Raw genomic sequence first — 19,639 nt, 5'->3', positions numbered from 1 at the left:
GAGTTACTAAGACTAGTATTTTGAATCTTGTTTTTGTCCAAATGGTTCCTCTGATTCGAGCTAGAAGCTTGTACTAGCCTTTATATTTGTAAAGTAGTTTTTAGTAATTTTAAACAAATAGCTAAGTCATTACGAAGAAACAATAATTACGACTGTATCCTAATTTAATTATTTTTATATTCCTGCAACTTTACTAAAAACAAAAACAATGGAAATAAATTGGATTATTATAGCTGCAGTTTTGGTTTGCGCAATTGCTTTAATTTTATATTTGATTAAAAAGAATCAAAAGGATAAAAAAGACGTAACCAAATTTTTTAATACGGATACTACAATTAGAAAGGAATCAGAACTGGATGAAGAGGAGGAGTATTGATTGCATTCATTAGTAATTATTAAAACAAAAAATGAATACTATAATTCTTAAAACGGAACGATTAATACTAAGACCAATCACACTATTGGATTTGGATTATATTCACGAGTTGCATTCTTTGAAAGAAACCGATGAATTTAATACGTTAGGAATTCCGGCAGCTATTGAAGAAACAAAACTACTTTTAGAAAAGTGGATTTTTGAGAACAACAAAGAACTTACGACCCATTTTACTTTTGCGGTGGAATTAAATACCGGAAACCAAATGATAGGATTAATAGGAATCAATTTGGGGAAAGTAAAATATAAAAATGCCGAAGTTTGGTTTAAACTCCACAAAGACCATTGGAACAAAGGCTACGCTACTGAAGCGTTGAAAGAAATTATCCGTTTTGGATTTGAAGGACTGAATTTGCATCGTATTGAAGCAGGTTGTGCCTTGGGAAATTTAGGTTCTATCAGCGTTTTAGAAAAAACCGGAATGACAAGAGAAGCCCACACCCGAAAATTATTACCATTGTCATCTGGCTGGTCTGATAATTACGGTTACGCTATTTTAGCAACTGATTAGCCATTTGTCCAATCTAAAAAAGCAATTTTTATATGAATCCTAGAATTGAAATGCTACCGGAAACAAAATTAATTGGCAAACGAATAACACTTTCGCTTTCCAATAATAAAACTGCGGAACTTTGGAAAAGTTTCATGCCAAGACGAAAAGAAATTAAAAATAATATTGGAAGTGATTTGTATTCCATGCAAAAATATGATGCGTCGTATTTTAATACTTTTAACCCCAATACTGAATTCGAAAAATGGGCAGCCGTTGCTGTAACTGATTTCAATGAAATTCCAGAAGAAATGGAGCCGTTTATTTTAGCTGGAGGATTGTATGCGGTTTTTGTTCACAAAGGAGATGTATCGACCGCTTCAAACACATTTCAGTATATTTTTGGAACTTGGTTGCCCAACTCTGAATACGTTTTGGATGACAGATTCCATTTTGAATTATTAGGGGAAAAGTACAAGAATAACGATCCCAGTTCCGAAGAGGAAATTTGGATTCCAATCCAACTGAAATAATTTTCGAAATTAATTATCAAAAAGACAAATGGTATAAATGACAAAACCACTGCCGGTACAAAAGCAGTGGTTTTGAAACAAACAGGAATCAATAATAATTAGTCAAGCAATCTCATTATTGCCAGCCACCACCAAGGGCTCTGTACAATTGAATTATTGCTTTATATTGTTGGAATTTATTGTCTATCAAGCTTAGTTCTGCATTCAAAGCATTGTCTTTTACAGTCAAAACTTCTAAATAATTGGCTAAACCGTACGTCAACAATTCATCCGAATAATCAGTGGCTTTATTCAAAGCATCGACTTGTTTTTCTCTAACGGTGAGTTTATATGTTTCATTATTGTATTGTGCCAATGCATCCGAAACTTCTTTTCCAGCAGTTAATAACGACTGCTCAAACTGAAGATAGGCTTTTTCCTGATTGGCTTTTGCAATTTCGAACCTCGTTTTAATTTGTCTTTGATTGAAAATAGGCTGCGTTAATCCCGTAACTATATTTGCAAAAATCGAATTGGCACTAAACCATTCTTTTAAATCAATACTCTGAAGCCCGCCCGTTGCTGTAAGTTTTAATGTTGGATAAAAATTACTTTTGGTAACATTTGTCTGTTCAAAATTTGAAATCAAGTTGTATTCAGCTGCAATCACGTCAGGTCTGTTTCTCAACAATGTCGCAGGAACGCCAAGTGTAATTGTTGGTTGTATGGATTGTGACTCAAATGTGCTTCTTTCGATTTTAGCGGAACCTTCACCCATAAGAATACTCATGGTATTTTCAAGAATGATAATGCTGTTTTTTAAATCGGCAATGATAATTTCAGTAGCATATTTCTGTGCTTCGGTTTGCTTCACGCCAACTTCAGTTACATTTCCTGCTTTTTTTAATGCGACAATAGTTTCAACACTTTGGTTTCTGTTAACCAATGTTTTCTCTGCTAATTTTATTTGTGCATCAACCGAAAGCAATTGATAATACGTAGCTGCAATGTTAGCAATCAATTGCGTTTTCACGGCTTGATTTGCAGCTGTTGTTTGTAGATAAGCGGCATTTACAGCACGCTTATTACTTCTTATTTTTCCCCAAATATCAGCTTCCCAAGAAAGACTTCCCGTAAATTGATATTGATCGGTACTTCTGTCTTGCAGCAATGCTCCAAACTGACTGTTCTTAGAAAGTTCTTGATGCGTCCAATCGGCACCTGCAGAAAGAGTAGGGAAGTATCCCGCTTTTCCTTGTTTCATGGTTGCTTCTGCCGCTGCAATATTTTGCATGGCAATTTTGATATCAAGGTTATTTTCTAATCCTTTTTTGATGTATCCCTGCAAAAGAGGATCTGTGAAAACATTGTTCCAAGCTACATTCGCAAGTGAAATGGTATCGGTGGAAACCACTTCATTTCGATACAAATTTTCCGTTTTTAATTCCGGTCGTTTGTAATCTTTGGCAACAAAGCAAGACTGCATCAGTATTGCTGTAACTCCCAAGAGTGTGATTCTATATATATTATTTTTCATTTTTTTCATCTAAAAGTGTAACATCTGATTCCTGATTTTCTACAGGAAGTGGTTTTGTAGAAATTTTTTCCTGTAGGGTTTGGAAAACGATAAACAATACCGGAATAACAAATACCCCAAAAATGGTTCCGATTAACATTCCGCCAATTGCTCCAGTTCCAATAGCATTGTTTCCAACAGCTCCAGCTCCTTTGGCTAACATTAAAGGCAATAATCCGAAGATAAATGCAAATGATGTCATCAAAATAGGACGTAAACGAGCAACAGCACCATGAATAGCAGCTTGCGTAATACTCATTCCTTTTTTCCTGGAATCTACAGAAAACTCGACTATCAAAATGGCGTTTTTAGCTAGCAATCCAATAAGCATAATAAGTGTTATTTGTAAGTAAATGTTATTACTCACATTGAATAAATAAGCAAATAGATAAGCTCCAGCTAAACCAATAGGCAATGAAATTAATACGGCAAAAGGCAACATATAACTTTCATATTGAGCAGCTAACAAGAAATATACAAAAACCAAGCACAATAAGAAAATATACAATGTCTGACCACCTGCACTAATTTCCTCACGAGTCATTCCTGAATACTCATAACCATATCCAACAGGTAAGCTTTGACTTGCCACTTCTTCAACGGCTTTAATCGCATCACCAGAACTGAAACCTTCATTTGGTGCACCAGTGATTTTTACCGATGTAAATAAATTGAAACGTTCAATTGCCTGTGGACCAAATACTTTTACTAAAGTCACAAATTGTGAAATAGGAGCCATCTGACCGGTATTATTTCTAACCAATACTTTATTCAATGATTCAGGATTACTTCTAAACTCAGGATCAGATTGGTAAACTACTCGATATTGTTTTCCAAATTTGTTAAAATTCGAGGCATAAACTCCGCCATAATAGCCTTGCATGGTTCCTAAAATATCAGTTACTGTTAAACCTGATTTTTTTATGGCAGCAACATTCAAATCAATTCGGTATTGCGGGTAATTAGGAGAAAAAGAAGTAGCTGCATATTTGATTTCGGGACGGCTGTTTAAAGCAGCCAAAAATTTATTATTTACTTCACTTAACTCTTGGATAGAACCTCCTTTTTGATCTTGCAATTGAAATTCAAAACCATTGGTAAAACCAAAACCAACAAGAGTAGGACGAGCAAAATAAAGTACTTTCGCATCTTTAATTGCAGCGGTACGCTTAAATAGTTCAGCTACAACAGCTGTTATTTCCTGATTGGCATCTTTACGTTCAGCCCAGGTTTTCAATTTTACAATGACCATTCCGTAGTTACTACCAGTACCACTTATCAAACTACGACCTGAAATACGAAGCACTTCTTTTATTTCAGGAATGTCTTTTACTTTATTTTCAATTTGCAACAATACTTCCTCTGTTCTTTCTAATGAAGTTCCGGGTGGAAGTGAAACATCCGAAAGAATGGCACCTGTATCTTCACCGGGAACAAATGCCTTTGGAGTAATATTTAATAACAAGATAAAAATCCCTGCGAAAACCGCAATTCCTAAAAAGGCTAACCATTTGCGTTTTATAAAAAACTCAACGGATCTTTTGTATTTGGCGGTTGTTGTTTCAAATCCAGCATTAAATGCAGTATAAAAACGCTCCATAAAACCCTTCTTCTTGGAACTTTTATCGTGTTCTTTTAAGAAAATGGCACATAATGCAGGAGAAAGCGTTAAGGCGTTAATCGCTGATAATACAATTGAAACGGCTAAAGTTAATCCAAACTGTTTGTAGAAAACTCCTGCTGAACCACTGATAAATGATACAGGAATAAATACCGCAGACATAACAAGTGTAATGGAAATAATTGCACTACTGATATCTTGCATGGCACTGTGAGCCGCTTTTTTTGGATCGTGCTCTCCAGCTTCCATTTTGGCATGGACGGCTTCGACCACTACAATGGCATCATCAACCACAATTCCGACGGCAAGTACTAAGGCAAAAAGCGTTAATAAGTTAATGGTAAAGCCAAATAGACTTAGGAAAAAGAAAGTTCCCACAATAGCCACAGGTACAGAAATTGCAGGTATAAGAGTTGATCTCCAATCTTGTAAGAAGATAAAAACTACAATAAATACTAGTAAAAAGGCTTCTATTAAAGTATGAATCACTTTTGTGATAGATTCATCTAAGAAGTCATTTGCATTAATTAATGTAGCATATTTTACCCCTTTAGGGAAATTTACTTCTGCTTGATCCAATACTTTTAAGGATCCTTCAATTACTTCTTGTGCATTAGATCCAGCAGTTTGTGCAATAGCAATTGCAATAGATTTGTTTCCGTTTGTATACGCATTACTGGCATAATTTACAGCTCCCAATTCAATTTTTGCAACATCACCTAACTTAAGGATTTCTCCGTTTTCGGTTGAACGAACAATAATTTCTTCAAACTCTTTTGCATTTTGTAAACGCCCTTTGTATTTTAATGTATATTGAAACGATTGGTCGCCACTTTCACCCAATTGACCTGGAGCAGCTTCAATATTTTGCTCCGCTAATAACGTTGTAATATCCGAAGGAACCAGTCCATAAGCTCCCATTACATCTGGCTTAAGCCAAATACGCATAGAGTAGTCTTTTTGACCAAAAATCATTGCTTCTCCAACTCCAGCTACACGTTTTATTTTTGGTAAAATATTGATGTTTGCATAATTTTGAAGAAAAACATCGTCATAATCAGGGTTTTCACTGTACAGTGATAAAATCAAAATATTATCACTTTGTCTCTTTGAAGTTGTAACACCGGCTCTTGTGACTTCCTGAGGCAATAAAGGTGTGGCACGTGATACACGATTTTGTACATTCACAGCTGCTAAATCAGGATTTGTACCTAATTTAAAGTATATATTAATGGAAGCAGAACCATCATTATTTGATGTTGAAGTCATATAAGTCATGTCTTCAACACCGTTGATTTGTTCTTCTAATGGAATTACTACCGAGTTCATTACAACTTCGGCACTTGCTCCTTGATAATTTGCTGATACAGTTACCGTAGGTGGCGCTATTTCTGGATATTGAGATACTGGAAGTGAGGTTAACCCTAAAACTCCCAAAATTACGATGATAATAGATACCACCGTTGACAATACCGGTCTGTCAATGAATTTTGAAAACATATTTTATTATTTATTCAATAGTTAGTTTGTCAATTATTTTTTTGTTGGATTGATTATCGTATTAAAATCAACTACTTCAGGTTTAATGAGGGTTCCTTCAGTTACAATCCCAACTCCTTCAATAAGTATTTTATCGTTAATATTTAATCCGCTATCAACTACAAAAAATTTGCCTCCAGGAATTGCACGCACTTCAATTGGAACTGCTTTTACTTTGTTATCTTTATCCACAACAAGTGCCACACGCTTGTCTTGTAATTCTAATGAAGCATTTTGTGGAATAATAATAACATCTTCTAAATCTGTTGGGATTTGAATAGTTCCACTTCCTCCAGAACGCAATAATTTATTCCCGTTTGGAAAACTTGCCCTTACATTAAAGGAACCTGTTGCTGCATTGGCTTGTCCGCTAAAGGTTTCAATTTTACCCTTTTGTTCATATTGCATACCATTGCTCAAAACTAAGTTTACAGCTTCCATTTTGTTTATTTTTTCTTGAAAAGACTTTCCTTGAGCATGCATCATGATGTCCAATTGTTCTTTTTCATTTACTGAAAAATAGGCATAAATGGTACTAACATCTGAAATGCGAGTTAATGGTTCGACTGTTTGACTGCTGACATAACTTCCCAGTCTTAAAGGTAAAGTTCCCACAATTCCATTAACCGGACTTTTTATAGTAGCATAATTAATTCTGGCAACGATACTTTGATAAGTACTTTTAGCACTAGCTAAATTTGCTTTTGCAGTTTCTAATTGAACATCACTGATTATTTTTCTTTCTACCAACGGGATTAAACGATTTACTTCCACTTGAGCAGCGGCAACTTTTGCTTTTGCAGCACCAGCTTCTTGGGTTGCCGTTTGTGTCTCTAATTTAAAAAGCAATTGACCTTTTTTAACTTCTTGACCTTCTTGTACATATATTTTTTCAATATATCCATCTACTTTTGCACGAATGTCAATATCTGTAACACCTTCTAGACTAGCAGGATATTCAGCTAACAAAGTGGTATTAGATGTTCCTATTTCGACAACTTTATAGGGCATTACAGGAGGAGCTGTTGGAGCGGTTTCTTTTTTACAGGAGAGCAAGCTTATTGATAACAAAATTGCACTTATAAAATATTTCTTTTTCATACGGGACTATTTACTAAAATTGATTAATTATTATTTTAACTGTTATTTCTTTCTATTTCTTTGAATTTTTCGATCGTCTTAATTAAAAGTTCTTCTACTTCGCAAACGTGTACCTTGTAGGCCTTGACATTTTCCATATTGCATCGTTCTTCAGTACACGAAATAGTTTGCTCTCTGTAAGAGATTAATTTGTCTATTATCTTTTTTTCAAAATCCAGGATTTTGATATAATTTGTTAATCTTTCACTGAATTGGGAAGGCTTAAAATATTTTTTTCGATCACCACATAAGGTGTAATAATTTATTTTATCCATTTTTAGAAGCAGATTCAAGTTGGTTGAAATAGAGCTTTTACTGGCTCCAAGTTTTTCTACTATCTCTTCAAATGTTAACCCGGTTTTGCAACCATCAATTATTAGTAATCCTAAAATTCTGGAACCTAGTGGCGGTAAATTGTATAATAACTCAAAATGAATTCCGAACATCTCGATAAGTTCTTCTCTCTCTTTTTGTATTGCAGCCATGATTTTTTTTGCAAAATTAAAGTTAGTTCGTAATTTACCGAACTAAACGAACTTAAAATTATGTTAATTTTTTAAGAAAACGATTTCTTTGGAATTGTCAGCCTTTGGAATAAAAATCTAAAGTTTAACCATCAATTAGTTATATTTAAATTAAAAGTTAGTTCGTGAAAAAAAAATGCTTAATATTGAAAAGAGAACAATTATGCTATATTTATATTTTTTTAAACCAAATGAATTTAACTATGAAATCTAAAAACTTCAAGAACTCTTTTTTAATGATTGCCTTATTTTCTGCAACGGCAGCTATGGCGCAACACAAATATGTGAATACTCCACCTGAGGTTTCCCCAATGCCAATGAAACCCGAAATGACGGAAATTTGGGAACCGGAAGTAAAAGTAATAACGCCAGCTAAAACTCTTGGAAGTGCGCCTTCGGATGCGATTATTTTATTTGACGGTAAAAACTTAGACCAATGGGTAAGTCAAAAAGATGCAAGCAAACCTGCAGGATGGAAAATTGTTGACAAAGATTATATGGAAGTTGTTCCGGGTTCTGGAGCGATTCAAACCAAAATGGCTTTTGGTGATTGCCAGTTGCACTTGGAGTGGAGCGCACCGGATGTTGTTTTAGATGGAGGACAGGCTAGAGGAAATAGCGGTGTCTTTTTCCAAAACAGATACGAATTGCAAATATTGGATTCCTACAATAACAGAACATACAATAATGGTCAGGCGGGAAGTATTTATAAAGACCATCCACCATTGGTAAACGCTGTAAAAACGCCACTGGAATGGAATATTTATGATGTAATCTACACTGCACCAAGATTCAAAGCTGATGGCAAGATTGATGCTCCGGCGAGAATTACCGTATTTTTGAATGGTGTTTTGGTACAAAATAATACTACCATAAACGGGTTGACTCTTTATATTGGTTTGCATAATTATCCTTCCTCTCATGGCGATGATGTTATTTCGCTTCAAGATCATGATTCTAAAAATCAATTCAGAAATATTTGGATTAGAAAACTTTAAAAAATTATACTAACGGAGCGCTTCAAACGCTCCGTTTTTTTTGGCTCCAAATCACAATTAGGAACAACTCTGTTTTGAAATCTAATTTACTTATATTTGTTGACCTTAAAAACAAACTTAATAGTGAGTCAAATCAATAAGCTTAAAATATTCAATGATCCCATTTATGGGTTTATTACCATTCCAAATGCCTTAATCTACGATTTAGTTCAGCATCCTTATTTTCAACGTTTGCGTCGAATTTCTCAAATGGGATTGTCGTATTTAGTATATCCTGGCGCAAATCACACCCGTTTTCATCATGCTTTGGGTTGTATGCATTTGATGCAAAAAGCGGTAGATGTATTGCGTTTTAAAGGCGTATTAATATCTCCTGAAGAAGAAAATGCATTATATATTGCTATTTTATTGCATGATATAGGTCACGGACCGTTTTCACATGCGATGGAAAAAAGCATTGTTGAAGATGTACATCACGAAGAAATCTCTTTGCTATTTATGAACCAATTGAATGTGGAATTTAACGGTCAGTTAAGTTTGGCAATTCAGGTTTTTAAAGGAGAATATAATAGAAAATTTATGTTACAGTTGATTTCCAGTCAATTGGACATGGATCGAATGGATTATTTGAAACGTGATAGCTTTTATTCTGGAGTGGCAGAAGGAAATGTCAACTCGGAACGATTGATTCAAATGATGAATGTCGTGGACGATTATTTGGTAATCGAAGAAAAAGGAATTTACTCTGTAGAGAAATTTTTAATGTCCAGACGATTGATGTATTGGCAGGCGTATTTGCACAAAACCAGTTTGGTAGCAGAGTTAATTTTGATGAAAATCTTAAAACGCGCCAAAGAATTGACGTTAAAAGGAGTGCAATTACCATGCAGCGAGCCTTTATTGTTTTTTATGCAAAACAAAGTGACCATAGATACTTTTGATGCTGAAACCTTGGATTTATTTGCTCAATTAGATGATTTTGATATTATTGGAGCATTAAAAGCTTGGCAAAAACAAGATGATTTTATATTATCATCTTTAAGCAAAATGATTGTCAATCGAGATTTATTAAAAATAAAACTAACCAGTGAAAAAGTGGCGATTGAAGAATTGCATCCACTAAAGGAGCGTTTTGCATTGGAAAATAATATTTCATTATTAGAAACCAATTATTTTATTTTTAAAGGCAAAATAAAAAATCAAGCGTATAGTAAAGAAGCCGAACCGATACGAATTTTGAAAAAAGACAGCACAATTGAGGACGTTATAGAATCTTCTGACCAGCTGAATTTAAAATCGTTATCTAAATTAGTGACTAAGTATTATATCTGTTTCCCAAAACAACTGCTATAAAAAGGTCATTTAAAATCTATTTTTTTATATTTTTGTCGCAATGAAATTTACAGCAGAACAAATAGCGGGGATTTTAGAAGGAGAAGTTGTTGGGAATCCCATGGCGGAAGTTTTTAGATTGTCAAAAATCGAGGAAGGTACTGATGGATCGCTAACTTTTTTATCAAATCCTAAATATCTCAATTATATATATTCTACAAAAGCCTCAGTAACAATTGTTAATGAGACTTTTGTGCCAGAATCACCTTTAACCACTACATTAATAAAAGTGGAAGATGCGTATGCCGCATTTTCTAAATTATTAGAGTTTTACAATCAGGTGAAATTGAATAAAAGCGGAATAGAACAGCCTTCCTTCCTGTCACAAAGTGTAAAATACGGAGATAAGTTATATCTTGGTAGTTTCAGTTATGTGGGTGAGAATGTAGTTTTGGGTGAAAATGTAAAAATATATCCTAATTGTTTCGTGGGGGATAATGTGGTAATAGGGGATAATGTAATATTGTTCGCTGGCGCAAAAATATATTCGGAGACTGTAATTGGGAATAATTGTACGATTCATTCCGGTGCTATAATAGGCGCTGATGGTTTTGGTTTTGCACCCAATCCAGACGGAACCTACACTAAGATTCCGCAAATAGGAAATGTAATTATTGAAGATAATGTAGATATAGGCTCATGTACTACAATAGACAGAGCTACAATGGGGTCAACAATTATTAGAAAAGGAGTAAAGCTTGACAATCAAATTCAGATTGCCCATAATGTAGAAATTGGTGAAAACACCGTAATTGCTGCTCAAACAGGAGTTGCAGGTTCTACAAAAATTGGAAAAAGTGGTATGATTGGCGGACAAGTTGGAATCTCGGGGCATTTAACCATTGGTAATAATGTTCGAATCCAAGCGCAATCAGGTGTGGGACGTAATATAAAAGATGATGAAATCTTGCAAGGAAGCCCTACATTTGGATACAATGATTTTAGTAAATCATATGTTCATTTCAAGAATTTACCTAAAATTGTTGCAGAAATAGAAGAATTAAAAAAACAAATATTAAACCAAAAAAATGGAAACAATGGTTAAACAGAAGACCATCAAAACAGAAATTTCGCTAACTGGAGTTGGATTACACACAGGAAAAGAAGTAAAAATGACTTTTAAACCTGCTCCAGTAAATAATGGTTTTACTTTTGTTCGAGTAGATCTGGAAGGACAACCTATTATTGAAGCAGATGCTAATTATGTTGTAAACACGCAAAGAGGAACCAATTTAGAAAAATTAGGCGTAAAAATTCAGACACCTGAACATGTTTTAGCAGCACTAATTGGTTGTGATTTAGATAATGTAATCATTGAATTGAATGCCTCTGAACTTCCTATTATGGATGGTTCTTCAAAATATTTTGTTGAAGCGCTTGAAAAAGCAGAAATTGAAGAACAAAACGCTAAAAGAAATGTATACGTAGTAAAAGAAGTAATTTCTTTTACAGATGAAGCTTCTGGTAGTGAAATATTGGTAATGCCAAACGATCATTATTCAGTTACTGCAATGGTAGATTTTGGTACTAAAATACTGGGTACTCAAAATGCTACAATGAAAAGCATCTCAGATTTTAAAACGGAAATATCGGAGTCTAGAACATTTAGTTTTTTGCATGAATTAGAATCATTGTTAGAAAATGGTTTAATAAAAGGTGGCGATTTAAATAATGCTATTGTATACGTAGATAAAGAAATATCGGCAGCTACAATGGAAAATTTAAAAGTTGCTTTTGGAAAAGACGAAATTACAGTTAAACCAAATGGAATTTTAGACAATCTTACTTTGCATTATCCAAATGAAGCGGCAAGACACAAATTACTTGATGTAGTAGGTGATTTAGCTTTAATTGGAACAAGAATTCAAGGTAAAGTAATTGCTAATAAACCAGGACATTTTGTAAATACACAGTTTGCCAAAAAAATGGCAAAAATCATAAAAATCGAACAAAGAAATTATGTTCCTGTTTATGATTTGCATCAAGAACCATTAATGGACATTCATAAAATTATGGCTGTTCTACCACATAGACCACCGTTTTTATTGATTGACAGAATTATTGAAATGTCTGAATCTCATGTTGTCGGTATGAAAAATGTTACCATGAATGAGAATTTCTTTGTTGGACATTTTCCTGAAGCTCCAGTTATGCCAGGTGTTTTAATTGTTGAAGCAATGGCACAAACGGGTGGAATTTTAGTTTTAAGCACTGTTCCGGATCCTGAAAATTATTTGACTTATTTTATGAAAATAGATAATGTTAAATTCAAACATAAAGTATTGCCTGGTGATACCTTAATTTTTAAGTGTGATTTAATTACACCTATTAGAAGAGGGATTTGTCACATGCAAGCAAACGCTTACGCAAATGGAAAACTAGTTGCTGAAGCAGAATTAATGGCACAAATTGCTAAGAAACAGTAATTTTTTTGTTGATTTGGTTAATCGTGTATTCGGTTAATCGATTAAACAGTTAAACGATTAAACAAAGAATATGAATCAACCACTAGCCTATGTTCATCCAGGCGCCAAAATCGCCAAAAATGTTGTCATTGAACCATTTACAACCATTCACAATAATGTAGTTATTGGGGACGGAACTTGGATTGGTTCGAATGTTACCATAATGGAAGGCGCAAGAATTGGAAAAAATTGTAATATATTCCCTGGTGCAGTTATTTCGGCAGTTCCACAGGATTTAAAATTTGGTGGAGAAGATTCTTTAGCAATAATTGGAGACAATTGTACCATCAGAGAATGTGTAACTATCAATAGAGGAACAATTGCATCCGGACAAACTACTTTAGGGAATAATTGTTTGGTAATGGCAACTGCGCATATTGCCCACGATTGTCATATTGGCGATAATGCAATTATTGTAAATGGAGTAGCTTTGGCAGGTCACGTTACCGTAGGTAAATTTGCGGTTATCGGTGGATTGGCAGCAATACATCAATTTATTCAAATTGGTGATCATGCCATGATATCAGGTGGATCTCTGGTAAGAAAAGATGTTCCTCCTTATACAAAAGCAGCAAAAGAGCCATTGTCGTATGTTGGAATTAACTCTGTTGGATTGAGAAGACGCGGTTTTACAACTGAAAAAATCAGAGAGATTCAAGATATTTATAGAATTCTATATCAAAAAAATTACAATACAACTCAAGCTTTGGGTATTATTGAAGCAGAGATGGAAGCGACACCGGAAAGAGATGAAATCATTGATTTTATTCGAAATTCTTCAAGAGGAGTAATGAAAGGATATTCTGGAAACTACTAAAAAAAGTAGTTTTTAGTTACCAAAAAATAAAAATAGTAATAAAAATAAAAAAATAATGGCATCTACATCAGATATTAAAAACGGATTGTGTATTAAATACAACAACGATATTTACAAAATCATTGAATTTCTTCACGTAAAACCAGGAAAAGGTCCTGCTTTTGTTAGAACAAAACTTAGAAGTTTAACTAACGGGAAAGTTTTGGACAACACTTTTTCTGCAGGTCATAAAATTGAAGAAGTTAGAGTAGAAAACCATAAATTTCAATTTTTGTACCCAGAAGGTGATCAATTTCATTTTATGAATACAGAGACTTTCGAACAAATTACTTTAAACAAAAACATTTTAGATTCACCAGATTTATTGAAAGAAGGAGAAAATGTAATGGTAAGCATCAATACTGAGACTGATTTACCGCTTTCAGTAGATATGCCAGCTTCAGTTATTCTTGAAGTGACATACGCTGAGCCAGGAATTAAAGGAAATACTGCTACAAATGCAACAAAATCAGCAACTGTTGAAACTGGCGCATCTGTAAATGTCCCTTTGTTTATTAATGAAGGAGATAAAATTAAAATTGATACTGCATCAGGTTCTTACATGGAACGAGTTAAAGAATAGTTTACAGTAATCAGTGTTCAGTAATCAGATATACTGGACACTGATTGCTGAACACTGAATACTAAATAAATGAAATTCCAAAAAGTTTACTCTTTAGAAGCAATTGCAAATATCATCGGCTGTGAATATGTTGGTGATAAAGATTTTCCAGTGACTGGAATGAATGAAATACATGTTGTTGAATCTGGAGATATTGTTTTTGTGGATCATCCTAAGTATTATGACAAGGCATTAAACTCTGCAGCGACTGTTGTTTTAATCAATAAAAATGTAGCTTGTCCAGATGGAAAAGCATTGTTGATTTCTGAAGATCCTTTTAGAGATTTTAATAAATTAACAAACTATTTCAAGCCTTTTCAGTTTTCGAATGTTTCAATAGCTGCTTCAGCTTCAATAGGTGAAGATACTGTAATACAACCTAATACGTTTATTGGGAATCATGTTGTTATTGGAAAGAATTGTTTGATTCATTCTAATGTTTCCATTTATGATTATACCGTAATAGGCGATAATGTAATGATTCATGCTGGAACCGTTCTTGGTGCTGATGCGTTTTATTATAAAAAACGTCCTGAAGGATATGATCAATTACTTTCCTGTGGAAGAGTAGTTATCAAAGATAATGTGGGAATAGGAGCGCTTTGTACAATTGACAAAGGTGTGACTGGCGATACAACTATTGGCGAAGGCACAAAAATTGACAATCAAGTACATGTTGGCCATGATACCGTTATTGGAAAAAATTGTTTAATTGCTTCACAAACCGGAATTGCGGGTTGTGTCATTATTGAAGACGAAGTTACTATTTGGGGACAAGTAGGAACTACAAGCGGGATCACAATAGGAGCAAAGGCTGTCATTCTTGGTCAAACCGGAGTTACAAAATCAGTTGAAGGAGGAAAGTCTTATTTTGGTACACCAATAGAAGAATCAAGAGAAAAATTGAAACAACTGGCTAATATCAAGAAGATACCAGAAATTCTTAATAAACTAAAGTAATATGTCTGCTAAAGAAATCATTCAGAAGTTTTACAAATCAGATGCGCTAATTGACAACGAAGTCATAAAAGATTTTTTGCATCCTGAAGTTATTGTTGAATGGTACAGCAGTAAGGGATTAGTTCAATTGGATTATAATTCTTTATTGAGTCTGTCTAATGATTTGAGTAAAGCTTACGTTCGTTCAAAGGTTAGAATTAGTCATATTGTAAGTGAAAATGATACCATTTCGGTGCGTTATTCTCATTTTGTGAAAACGATTGAGAATCCAAGAGAAGAAATGTTATTGGCGCATTTTATGGTTATTTGGCAAATAAAAGACAATAAACTATTTCGAGGGTATCAAATGAGTCAATTATCATAATTTAGTGTCAAAAAACTGAATACTGAATACTGATTACTGATTACTATTTTATACTTTTGCATAACAATTTTAAAAACTACATAAAAAATATATCATGAGTGTTTTAGTTAATAAAGATTCCAAAATAATTGTTCAAGGTTTTACAGGAAGCGAAGGAACTTTCCATGCTTCTCAAATGATTGAGTACGGTACTAACGTTGTTGGTGGTGTAACTCCAGGAAAAGGGGGAACTACTCACTTAGACAGACCAGTTTTCAATACTGTAAAAGATGCTGTAGAACAAGCAGGAGCTGATACAACTATCATTTTTGTTCCGCCGGCTTTTGCTGCAGATGCAATTATGGAAGCTGCAGATGCTGGAATTAAAGTAATTATTGCAATTACTGAAGGAATTCCTGTTGCTGACATGATAAAAGCAAATAGTTATGTTAAAGAAAGAAATTCTAGATTAATAGGTCCAAACTGTCCAGGTGTAATCACTCCGGGTGAAGCTAAAGTTGGTATTATGCCAGGTTTTGTTTTCAAAAAAGGAACTGTTGGTATTGTTTCTAAATCTGGAACATTAACCTACGAAGCAGCTGACCAAGTAGTAAAACAAGGATTAGGAATCACTACTGCAATTGGTATAGGTGGAGACCCAATCATTGGAACAACTACAAAAGAAGCAGTTGAATTATTGATGAATGACCCAGAAACAGAATGTATCGTAATGATAGGTGAAATTGGTGGACAATTAGAAGCTGATGCTGCTCATTGGATCAAAGCGGATGGTAACCGTAAGCCAGTAGTTGGTTTCATTGCAGGAGTTACTGCTCCTCCAGGACGTACAATGGGACATGCAGGTGCTATCGTTGGTGGATCTGACGATACTGCTGAAGCTAAAAAACAAATCATGAGAGAATGTGGAATTCACGTGGTAGATTCTCCAGCTGAAATTGGTAAAAAAGTAAAAGAAGTTTTAGGTTAATCTAAACTCTAATTAAATATTTTAAAAGCCTCACAATTTGTGGGGCTTTTTTATTATAAATATGAATTAAAGAAATATCTTTGCACTTTATTAAAGGCATCTGTTTTTAAGATGTAATCCTAATAAAAACAAACATAAACGAATGGTTTCTAATGGACCTCACGATTTTGTGGGGTATTTTTTTGTCGAAGCCAGTTCAAATAAAAATAAAATAATATGTACAAAGAGTTAAAAAAATTCAAAGTTAGCAATCAGTTTTCATTTACTACAGAAGATAGTTTAGCAGAAGTTTGCAATGCATCAGAAGGATCTGGAGTATTTTTAGTGTATTCAGTAGGAGATGAAAAAGAGTTAATTATGGTTGGTTCTACTGGAACTGTTCAAAATAACGGAACTTTGAAAATTAAAAATGGTGGTTTAAAAGACAAAATTGTTGAAGGACACCAATTTGCTAAAACTGGAAGAAAATATTCTTGGCCTGCACAAATGAAAATCGAAGATATTAGCACACTTGAAGTGGTTTGGTATGAGACATTCAACGATAAGACAAAAGTGATTCCAACATTTGTAGAGGGACAAGTTTTACAAAACTTCCTTGACGAAAATGGAAGACTGCCAAAATGGAATGTAGCTTTTTAATTATTTAAAGTTTGCCTTTCAACATCTTAATTATAATCGCGCTACATTTTCATGTGGCGCTTTTTTTTGAATTATCTTTTTTTGGAATAAAATTAGGCTAATTTCATAAATAATTAATTACTTTTGCATCCGTTATCACGAATCCTTCAATAGGATAGCAACCTGCAACAACAAGCAAGGTGCTAAAACGATAAGCCAAATCCTTTGGAAAAAATGTTGTCTACATTCCCATATTTAGCTTTGTTTTTCGTCATAATTTTTAATTTTAAATTATTTTTATGACTTTATTTTCAAAAGAAAAAGGAAATGCCTTTGCCTTGATTCCTTTATTGGTTTTTATTTTTACTTTTTTAGGAGCAGGAATTGTTCTGAATGATTTTTATGCTTTTCCATCGCCAGTGGCAGTTGTAGTTGGTATCATAGCAGCCTTTTTACTTTTCAAATCCACTACTGATGAAAAAGTTGCTACATTGATTGCAGGATGTGGTGAAAGTAAAATCATGACCATGTGTTTAATTTATTTGCTAGCAGGAGCCTTCGCAGTAGTAAGTAAAGCGATGGGTGGAGTTGATGCTGTCGTGAATCTTGGAATAAATACTATTGATGTTGCTTATTTTCCTTTAGGAATTTTCTTGATTGCTTCTTTTTTATCAACTGCTACAGGAACATCAGTGGGTGCAATTGTAGCTATTGGCCCGATAGCTGTCGCTTTAGCTGATAAAAGCGGTGCTTCATTACCTTTAATTTCAGGCGCTTTATTAGGTGGCTCTATGTTAGGTGATAATCTTTCGATGATTTCTGATACTACTATCGCAGCAACGCAGTCATTGGGATGTGATCTAAAGGACAAGTTTAAGATTAACTTATTTATTGCCTTTCCTGCTGCAATTTTGACTATTATGGTTTTCTTTTATCTTGGTTTAAACTCGGATATTGTGACTGTTGCCATTGCAAAAAATGATTTTTCCTGGATTGCAATTGTACCTTATGTATTAGTAATAGTATTGGCGGTAGTAGGTGTTAATGTATTTTCAACATTGCTTATTGGAACTTTATTGGCAGGAATCATAGGTTATTTTAGTGGTTCGTTTACGTTAATGGAGTTCACTCAAAAGATATATGAAGGCTTTACCAGTATGACTGATATTTTCTTATTGTCAATGCTTACTGGAGGTTTAGCAGCTATGGTAGATAAAGCGGGTGGAATAACGTATTTATTAGTTCAAATTAAAAAAAGAATTAAAAGTAAAAAATCAGCTCAAGCGGGAATTGGTGCTTTAGTGGGTTTTGCTAATTTAGCAATAGCGAACAACACGGTTTCTATTGTAATTACAGGGCCTATTGCCAAAGAAATTAATGATGAATATGGATTGAATCCTAGAAAAACGGCTGCAATTCTGGATATTTTTTCGTGTATAATTCAAGGAGTTTTACCGTATGGCGCTCAAGTATTGCTTATATTGAGCTACGCTAATGGAAAATTAGATTTCTTTGACTTAATTAGTAATGCTTGGTACCATTTATTTTTACTGATTTTCACATTGGTGGCTATTTATATTTCGTTTTGGGACAAATGGACAAAGCGATTCTTTAAAATTTAAGAATTGAATTTTTGACTGTAATTGCTTTTGAATTTTTTTTAAAAAGGGAATTATTATATATTTGACGGGTGTAAGATAGCCCTGATAGTAGTGAAAATCCTTTTATGTGAACGTTAGTGTTCATAAAAGATTGAAGCGGATAGCAGGATTAGCTTCAAATAAAATTTAAACTAATTTTTGAATATGAAATTACTAGAAGGAAAAGTTGCCATAATTACAGGTGCAAGCCGCGGAATTGGAAAAGGAATTGCAGAAGTTTTTGCAAAACATGGTGCAAATGTTGCATTTACATACAGTTCGTCAGTGGAATCAGCTTTGGCTCTTGAAAAAGAATTGAACGCTTTAGGAATTAAAGCTAAAGGATATCAATCTAACGCAGCCGATTTTAATGAAGCGCAAACTTTTGTAGATGCAGTTTTGGCTGAATTTGGAACGGTTGATATTTTAATTAATAACGCTGGGATTACTAAAGACAACCTTTTGATGCGTATGTCCGAAGAAGATTTTGACAAAGTGATGGATGTCAATTTGAAATCAGTTTTTAATATGACCAAAGCAATTCAACGTACTTTCTTGAAACAACGTTCTGGTTCTATAATCAATATGAGTTCAGTTGTAGGTGTGAAAGGAAATGCTGGACAAACTAATTATGCTGCTTCAAAAGCGGGAGTTATTGGTTTTTCTAAATCAGTGGCGTTGGAATTAGGATCACGTAATATTCGTTGTAATGTAATTGCTCCTGGATTCATCGAAACAGAAATGACGGCAAAATTAAACGAAGATGTGGTAAAAGGATGGAGAGACGGAATCCCGTTGAAACGTGGCGGAACGACTGAGGACGTTGCTAATGCATGTCTTTTCTTCGCGTCTGATATGAGTGCGTATGTAACTGGACAGGTTATGAATGTTTGTGGAGGAATGCTTACCTAAAAAAAAT

19 protein-coding genes and 1 riboswitch are annotated in these 19,639 nt (G+C 34.0%); of the genes, 15 read left to right on the top strand and 4 right to left on the bottom strand.

Translation table 11 applies throughout. From position 1 onward, the window contains the following. The first annotated feature begins 208 nt into the window (after nt 1-208). Genes QLS31_RS04080 through QLS31_RS04070 form a run of 3 tightly spaced genes read left to right on the top strand, consistent with a single transcriptional unit; the run spans nt 209 to nt 1,459 of the window. On the top strand, nt 209-376 hold the full coding sequence (locus QLS31_RS04080) for a hypothetical protein (protein WP_282742777.1): 168 nt from the start codon (nt 209-211) through the stop codon (nt 374-376). Between the two features lie 31 nt (nt 377-407). Beyond that, nucleotides 408-947 (top strand): GNAT family N-acetyltransferase, encoded by a 540-nt coding sequence (locus QLS31_RS04075; protein WP_282742776.1) that lies wholly within the window; start codon nt 408-410, stop codon nt 945-947. Nucleotides 948-979: 32 nt separating this feature from the next. Further along, on the top strand, nt 980-1,459 hold the full coding sequence (locus tag QLS31_RS04070) for a GyrI-like domain-containing protein (protein WP_282742774.1): 480 nt from the start codon (nt 980-982) through the stop codon (nt 1,457-1,459). 115 nt (nt 1,460-1,574) lie between these two features. Here QLS31_RS04070 and QLS31_RS04065 read toward each other — a convergent pair whose 3' ends face one another. The 4 genes from QLS31_RS04065 to QLS31_RS04050 are packed head-to-tail and all read right to left on the bottom strand — an operon-like array spanning nt 1,575 to nt 7,799. After that, nucleotides 1,575-2,975, bottom strand: a complete 1,401-nt coding sequence (locus QLS31_RS04065) for an efflux transporter outer membrane subunit (protein WP_282742772.1) — start codon at nt 2,973-2,975, stop codon at nt 1,575-1,577. Next, nucleotides 2,965-6,135 (bottom strand): efflux RND transporter permease subunit, encoded by a 3,171-nt coding sequence (locus tag QLS31_RS04060; protein WP_099715478.1) that lies wholly within the window; start codon nt 6,133-6,135, stop codon nt 2,965-2,967. The genes QLS31_RS04065 and QLS31_RS04060 overlap by 11 nt, the downstream gene beginning before the upstream one ends. A gap of 33 nt (nt 6,136-6,168) precedes the next feature. After that, nucleotides 6,169-7,275 carry an efflux RND transporter periplasmic adaptor subunit gene (locus QLS31_RS04055; RefSeq protein ID WP_121342072.1) on the bottom strand — a complete coding sequence of 369 codons (1,107 nt, stop codon included), beginning with the start codon at nt 7,273-7,275 and terminating at the stop codon, nt 6,169-6,171. A gap of 35 nt (nt 7,276-7,310) precedes the next feature. Next, the gene (locus QLS31_RS04050) at nt 7,311-7,799 is read right to left on the bottom strand and encodes a hypothetical protein (protein WP_282742770.1); all 489 of its coding nucleotides are present in this window, start codon (nt 7,797-7,799) and stop codon (nt 7,311-7,313) included. Between the two features lie 242 nt (nt 7,800-8,041). On the opposite strand from QLS31_RS04050, the gene QLS31_RS04045 reads away from it, so the two are divergent. The 12 genes from QLS31_RS04045 (at nt 8,042) to fabG (ending at nt 19,632) form a co-directional block, all read left to right on the top strand. Next, entirely contained in the window at nt 8,042-8,836 is a 795-nt protein-coding gene (locus tag QLS31_RS04045; RefSeq protein WP_099715481.1) for a DUF1080 domain-containing protein, read from the top strand. A gap of 123 nt (nt 8,837-8,959) precedes the next feature. Then, a complete protein-coding gene (locus QLS31_RS04040; protein WP_099716332.1) occupies nt 8,960-10,189 on the top strand; it encodes an HD domain-containing protein in 1,230 nt (409 codons plus the stop codon). A gap of 40 nt (nt 10,190-10,229) precedes the next feature. Continuing rightward, a complete protein-coding gene (gene lpxD, locus QLS31_RS04035; protein ID WP_282712930.1) occupies nt 10,230-11,273 on the top strand; it encodes a UDP-3-O-(3-hydroxymyristoyl)glucosamine N-acyltransferase in 1,044 nt (347 codons plus the stop codon). Beyond that, nucleotides 11,266-12,654, top strand: coding sequence for a bifunctional UDP-3-O-[3-hydroxymyristoyl] N-acetylglucosamine deacetylase/3-hydroxyacyl-ACP dehydratase (locus QLS31_RS04030; protein WP_282713076.1), 1,389 nt, complete (start codon nt 11,266-11,268; stop codon nt 12,652-12,654). Before lpxD ends, QLS31_RS04030 begins: the two co-directional genes overlap by 8 nt. Before the next feature lie 70 nt (nt 12,655-12,724). Further along, nucleotides 12,725-13,510, top strand: a complete 786-nt coding sequence (gene lpxA, locus QLS31_RS04025) for an acyl-ACP--UDP-N-acetylglucosamine O-acyltransferase (RefSeq protein WP_099715483.1) — start codon at nt 12,725-12,727, stop codon at nt 13,508-13,510. Between the two features lie 55 nt (nt 13,511-13,565). Continuing rightward, nucleotides 13,566-14,132: an elongation factor P gene (efp, locus tag QLS31_RS04020; RefSeq protein WP_099715484.1), complete on the top strand. Its 567-nt coding sequence runs from the start codon at nt 13,566-13,568 to the stop codon at nt 14,130-14,132. 69 nt (nt 14,133-14,201) lie between these two features. Next, complete coding sequence (locus tag QLS31_RS04015; protein WP_282742768.1) at nt 14,202-15,131, top strand: UDP-3-O-(3-hydroxymyristoyl)glucosamine N-acyltransferase; 930 nt, start codon at nt 14,202-14,204, stop codon at nt 15,129-15,131. Nucleotide 15,132: 1 nt separating this feature from the next. Further along, nucleotides 15,133-15,495, top strand: coding sequence for a nuclear transport factor 2 family protein (locus tag QLS31_RS04010; protein ID WP_282742767.1), 363 nt, complete (start codon nt 15,133-15,135; stop codon nt 15,493-15,495). A 94-nt stretch (nt 15,496-15,589) separates the two neighbouring features. Beyond that, on the top strand, nt 15,590-16,462 hold the full coding sequence (gene sucD, locus QLS31_RS04005) for a succinate--CoA ligase subunit alpha (protein WP_282712933.1): 873 nt from the start codon (nt 15,590-15,592) through the stop codon (nt 16,460-16,462). 216 nt (nt 16,463-16,678) lie between these two features. After that, nucleotides 16,679-17,101, top strand: coding sequence for a hypothetical protein (locus QLS31_RS04000; RefSeq protein WP_121342069.1), 423 nt, complete (start codon nt 16,679-16,681; stop codon nt 17,099-17,101). A 127-nt stretch (nt 17,102-17,228) separates the two neighbouring features. After that, a riboswitch (SAM-I-IV-variant riboswitch) is annotated at nt 17,229-17,325 on the top strand. 54 nt (nt 17,326-17,379) lie between these two features. Next, nucleotides 17,380-18,702: a Na+/H+ antiporter NhaC family protein gene (locus tag QLS31_RS03995; protein WP_282742765.1), complete on the top strand. Its 1,323-nt coding sequence runs from the start codon at nt 17,380-17,382 to the stop codon at nt 18,700-18,702. A 183-nt stretch (nt 18,703-18,885) separates the two neighbouring features. Then, nucleotides 18,886-19,632 carry a 3-oxoacyl-[acyl-carrier-protein] reductase gene (fabG, locus tag QLS31_RS03990; protein WP_282742764.1) on the top strand — a complete coding sequence of 249 codons (747 nt, stop codon included), beginning with the start codon at nt 18,886-18,888 and terminating at the stop codon, nt 19,630-19,632. Nucleotides 19,633-19,639 lie beyond the last annotated feature (7 nt).

The organism is Flavobacterium sp. XS2P24, assembly GCF_030010285.1.
In the GTDB taxonomy this organism is placed as follows: Bacteria; Bacteroidota; Bacteroidia; order Flavobacteriales; family Flavobacteriaceae; genus Flavobacterium; species Flavobacterium algoritolerans.
This window is presented reverse-complemented; position numbering and strand designations above follow the sequence as displayed.

Excerpts from the sequence above, each read along its gene's own strand:
- QLS31_RS04080 (WP_282742777.1), top strand. The coding sequence starts at position 209 with ATGGAAATAAATTGGATTATTATAGCTGCAGTTTTGGTTTGCGCAATT.
- QLS31_RS04075 (WP_282742776.1), top strand. The coding sequence starts at position 408 with ATGAATACTATAATTCTTAAAACGGAACGATTAATACTAAGACCAATC.
- QLS31_RS04070 (WP_282742774.1), top strand. The coding sequence starts at position 980 with ATGAATCCTAGAATTGAAATGCTACCGGAAACAAAATTAATTGGCAAA.
- QLS31_RS04065 (WP_282742772.1), bottom strand. The coding sequence starts at position 2,975 with ATGAAAAATAATATATATAGAATCACACTCTTGGGAGTTACAGCAATA.
- QLS31_RS04060 (WP_099715478.1), bottom strand. The coding sequence starts at position 6,135 with ATGTTTTCAAAATTCATTGACAGACCGGTATTGTCAACGGTGGTATCT.
- QLS31_RS04055 (WP_121342072.1), bottom strand. The coding sequence starts at position 7,275 with ATGAAAAAGAAATATTTTATAAGTGCAATTTTGTTATCAATAAGCTTG.
- QLS31_RS04050 (WP_282742770.1), bottom strand. The coding sequence starts at position 7,799 with ATGGCTGCAATACAAAAAGAGAGAGAAGAACTTATCGAGATGTTCGGA.
- QLS31_RS04045 (WP_099715481.1), top strand. The coding sequence starts at position 8,042 with ATGAAATCTAAAAACTTCAAGAACTCTTTTTTAATGATTGCCTTATTT.
- lpxD (WP_282712930.1), top strand. The coding sequence starts at position 10,230 with ATGAAATTTACAGCAGAACAAATAGCGGGGATTTTAGAAGGAGAAGTT.
- QLS31_RS04030 (WP_282713076.1), top strand. The coding sequence starts at position 11,266 with ATGGTTAAACAGAAGACCATCAAAACAGAAATTTCGCTAACTGGAGTT.
- lpxA (WP_099715483.1), top strand. The coding sequence starts at position 12,725 with ATGAATCAACCACTAGCCTATGTTCATCCAGGCGCCAAAATCGCCAAA.
- efp (WP_099715484.1), top strand. The coding sequence starts at position 13,566 with ATGGCATCTACATCAGATATTAAAAACGGATTGTGTATTAAATACAAC.
- QLS31_RS04015 (WP_282742768.1), top strand. The coding sequence starts at position 14,202 with ATGAAATTCCAAAAAGTTTACTCTTTAGAAGCAATTGCAAATATCATC.
- QLS31_RS04010 (WP_282742767.1), top strand. The coding sequence starts at position 15,133 with ATGTCTGCTAAAGAAATCATTCAGAAGTTTTACAAATCAGATGCGCTA.
- sucD (WP_282712933.1), top strand. The coding sequence starts at position 15,590 with ATGAGTGTTTTAGTTAATAAAGATTCCAAAATAATTGTTCAAGGTTTT.
- QLS31_RS04000 (WP_121342069.1), top strand. The coding sequence starts at position 16,679 with ATGTACAAAGAGTTAAAAAAATTCAAAGTTAGCAATCAGTTTTCATTT.
- QLS31_RS03995 (WP_282742765.1), top strand. The coding sequence starts at position 17,380 with ATGACTTTATTTTCAAAAGAAAAAGGAAATGCCTTTGCCTTGATTCCT.
- fabG (WP_282742764.1), top strand. The coding sequence starts at position 18,886 with ATGAAATTACTAGAAGGAAAAGTTGCCATAATTACAGGTGCAAGCCGC.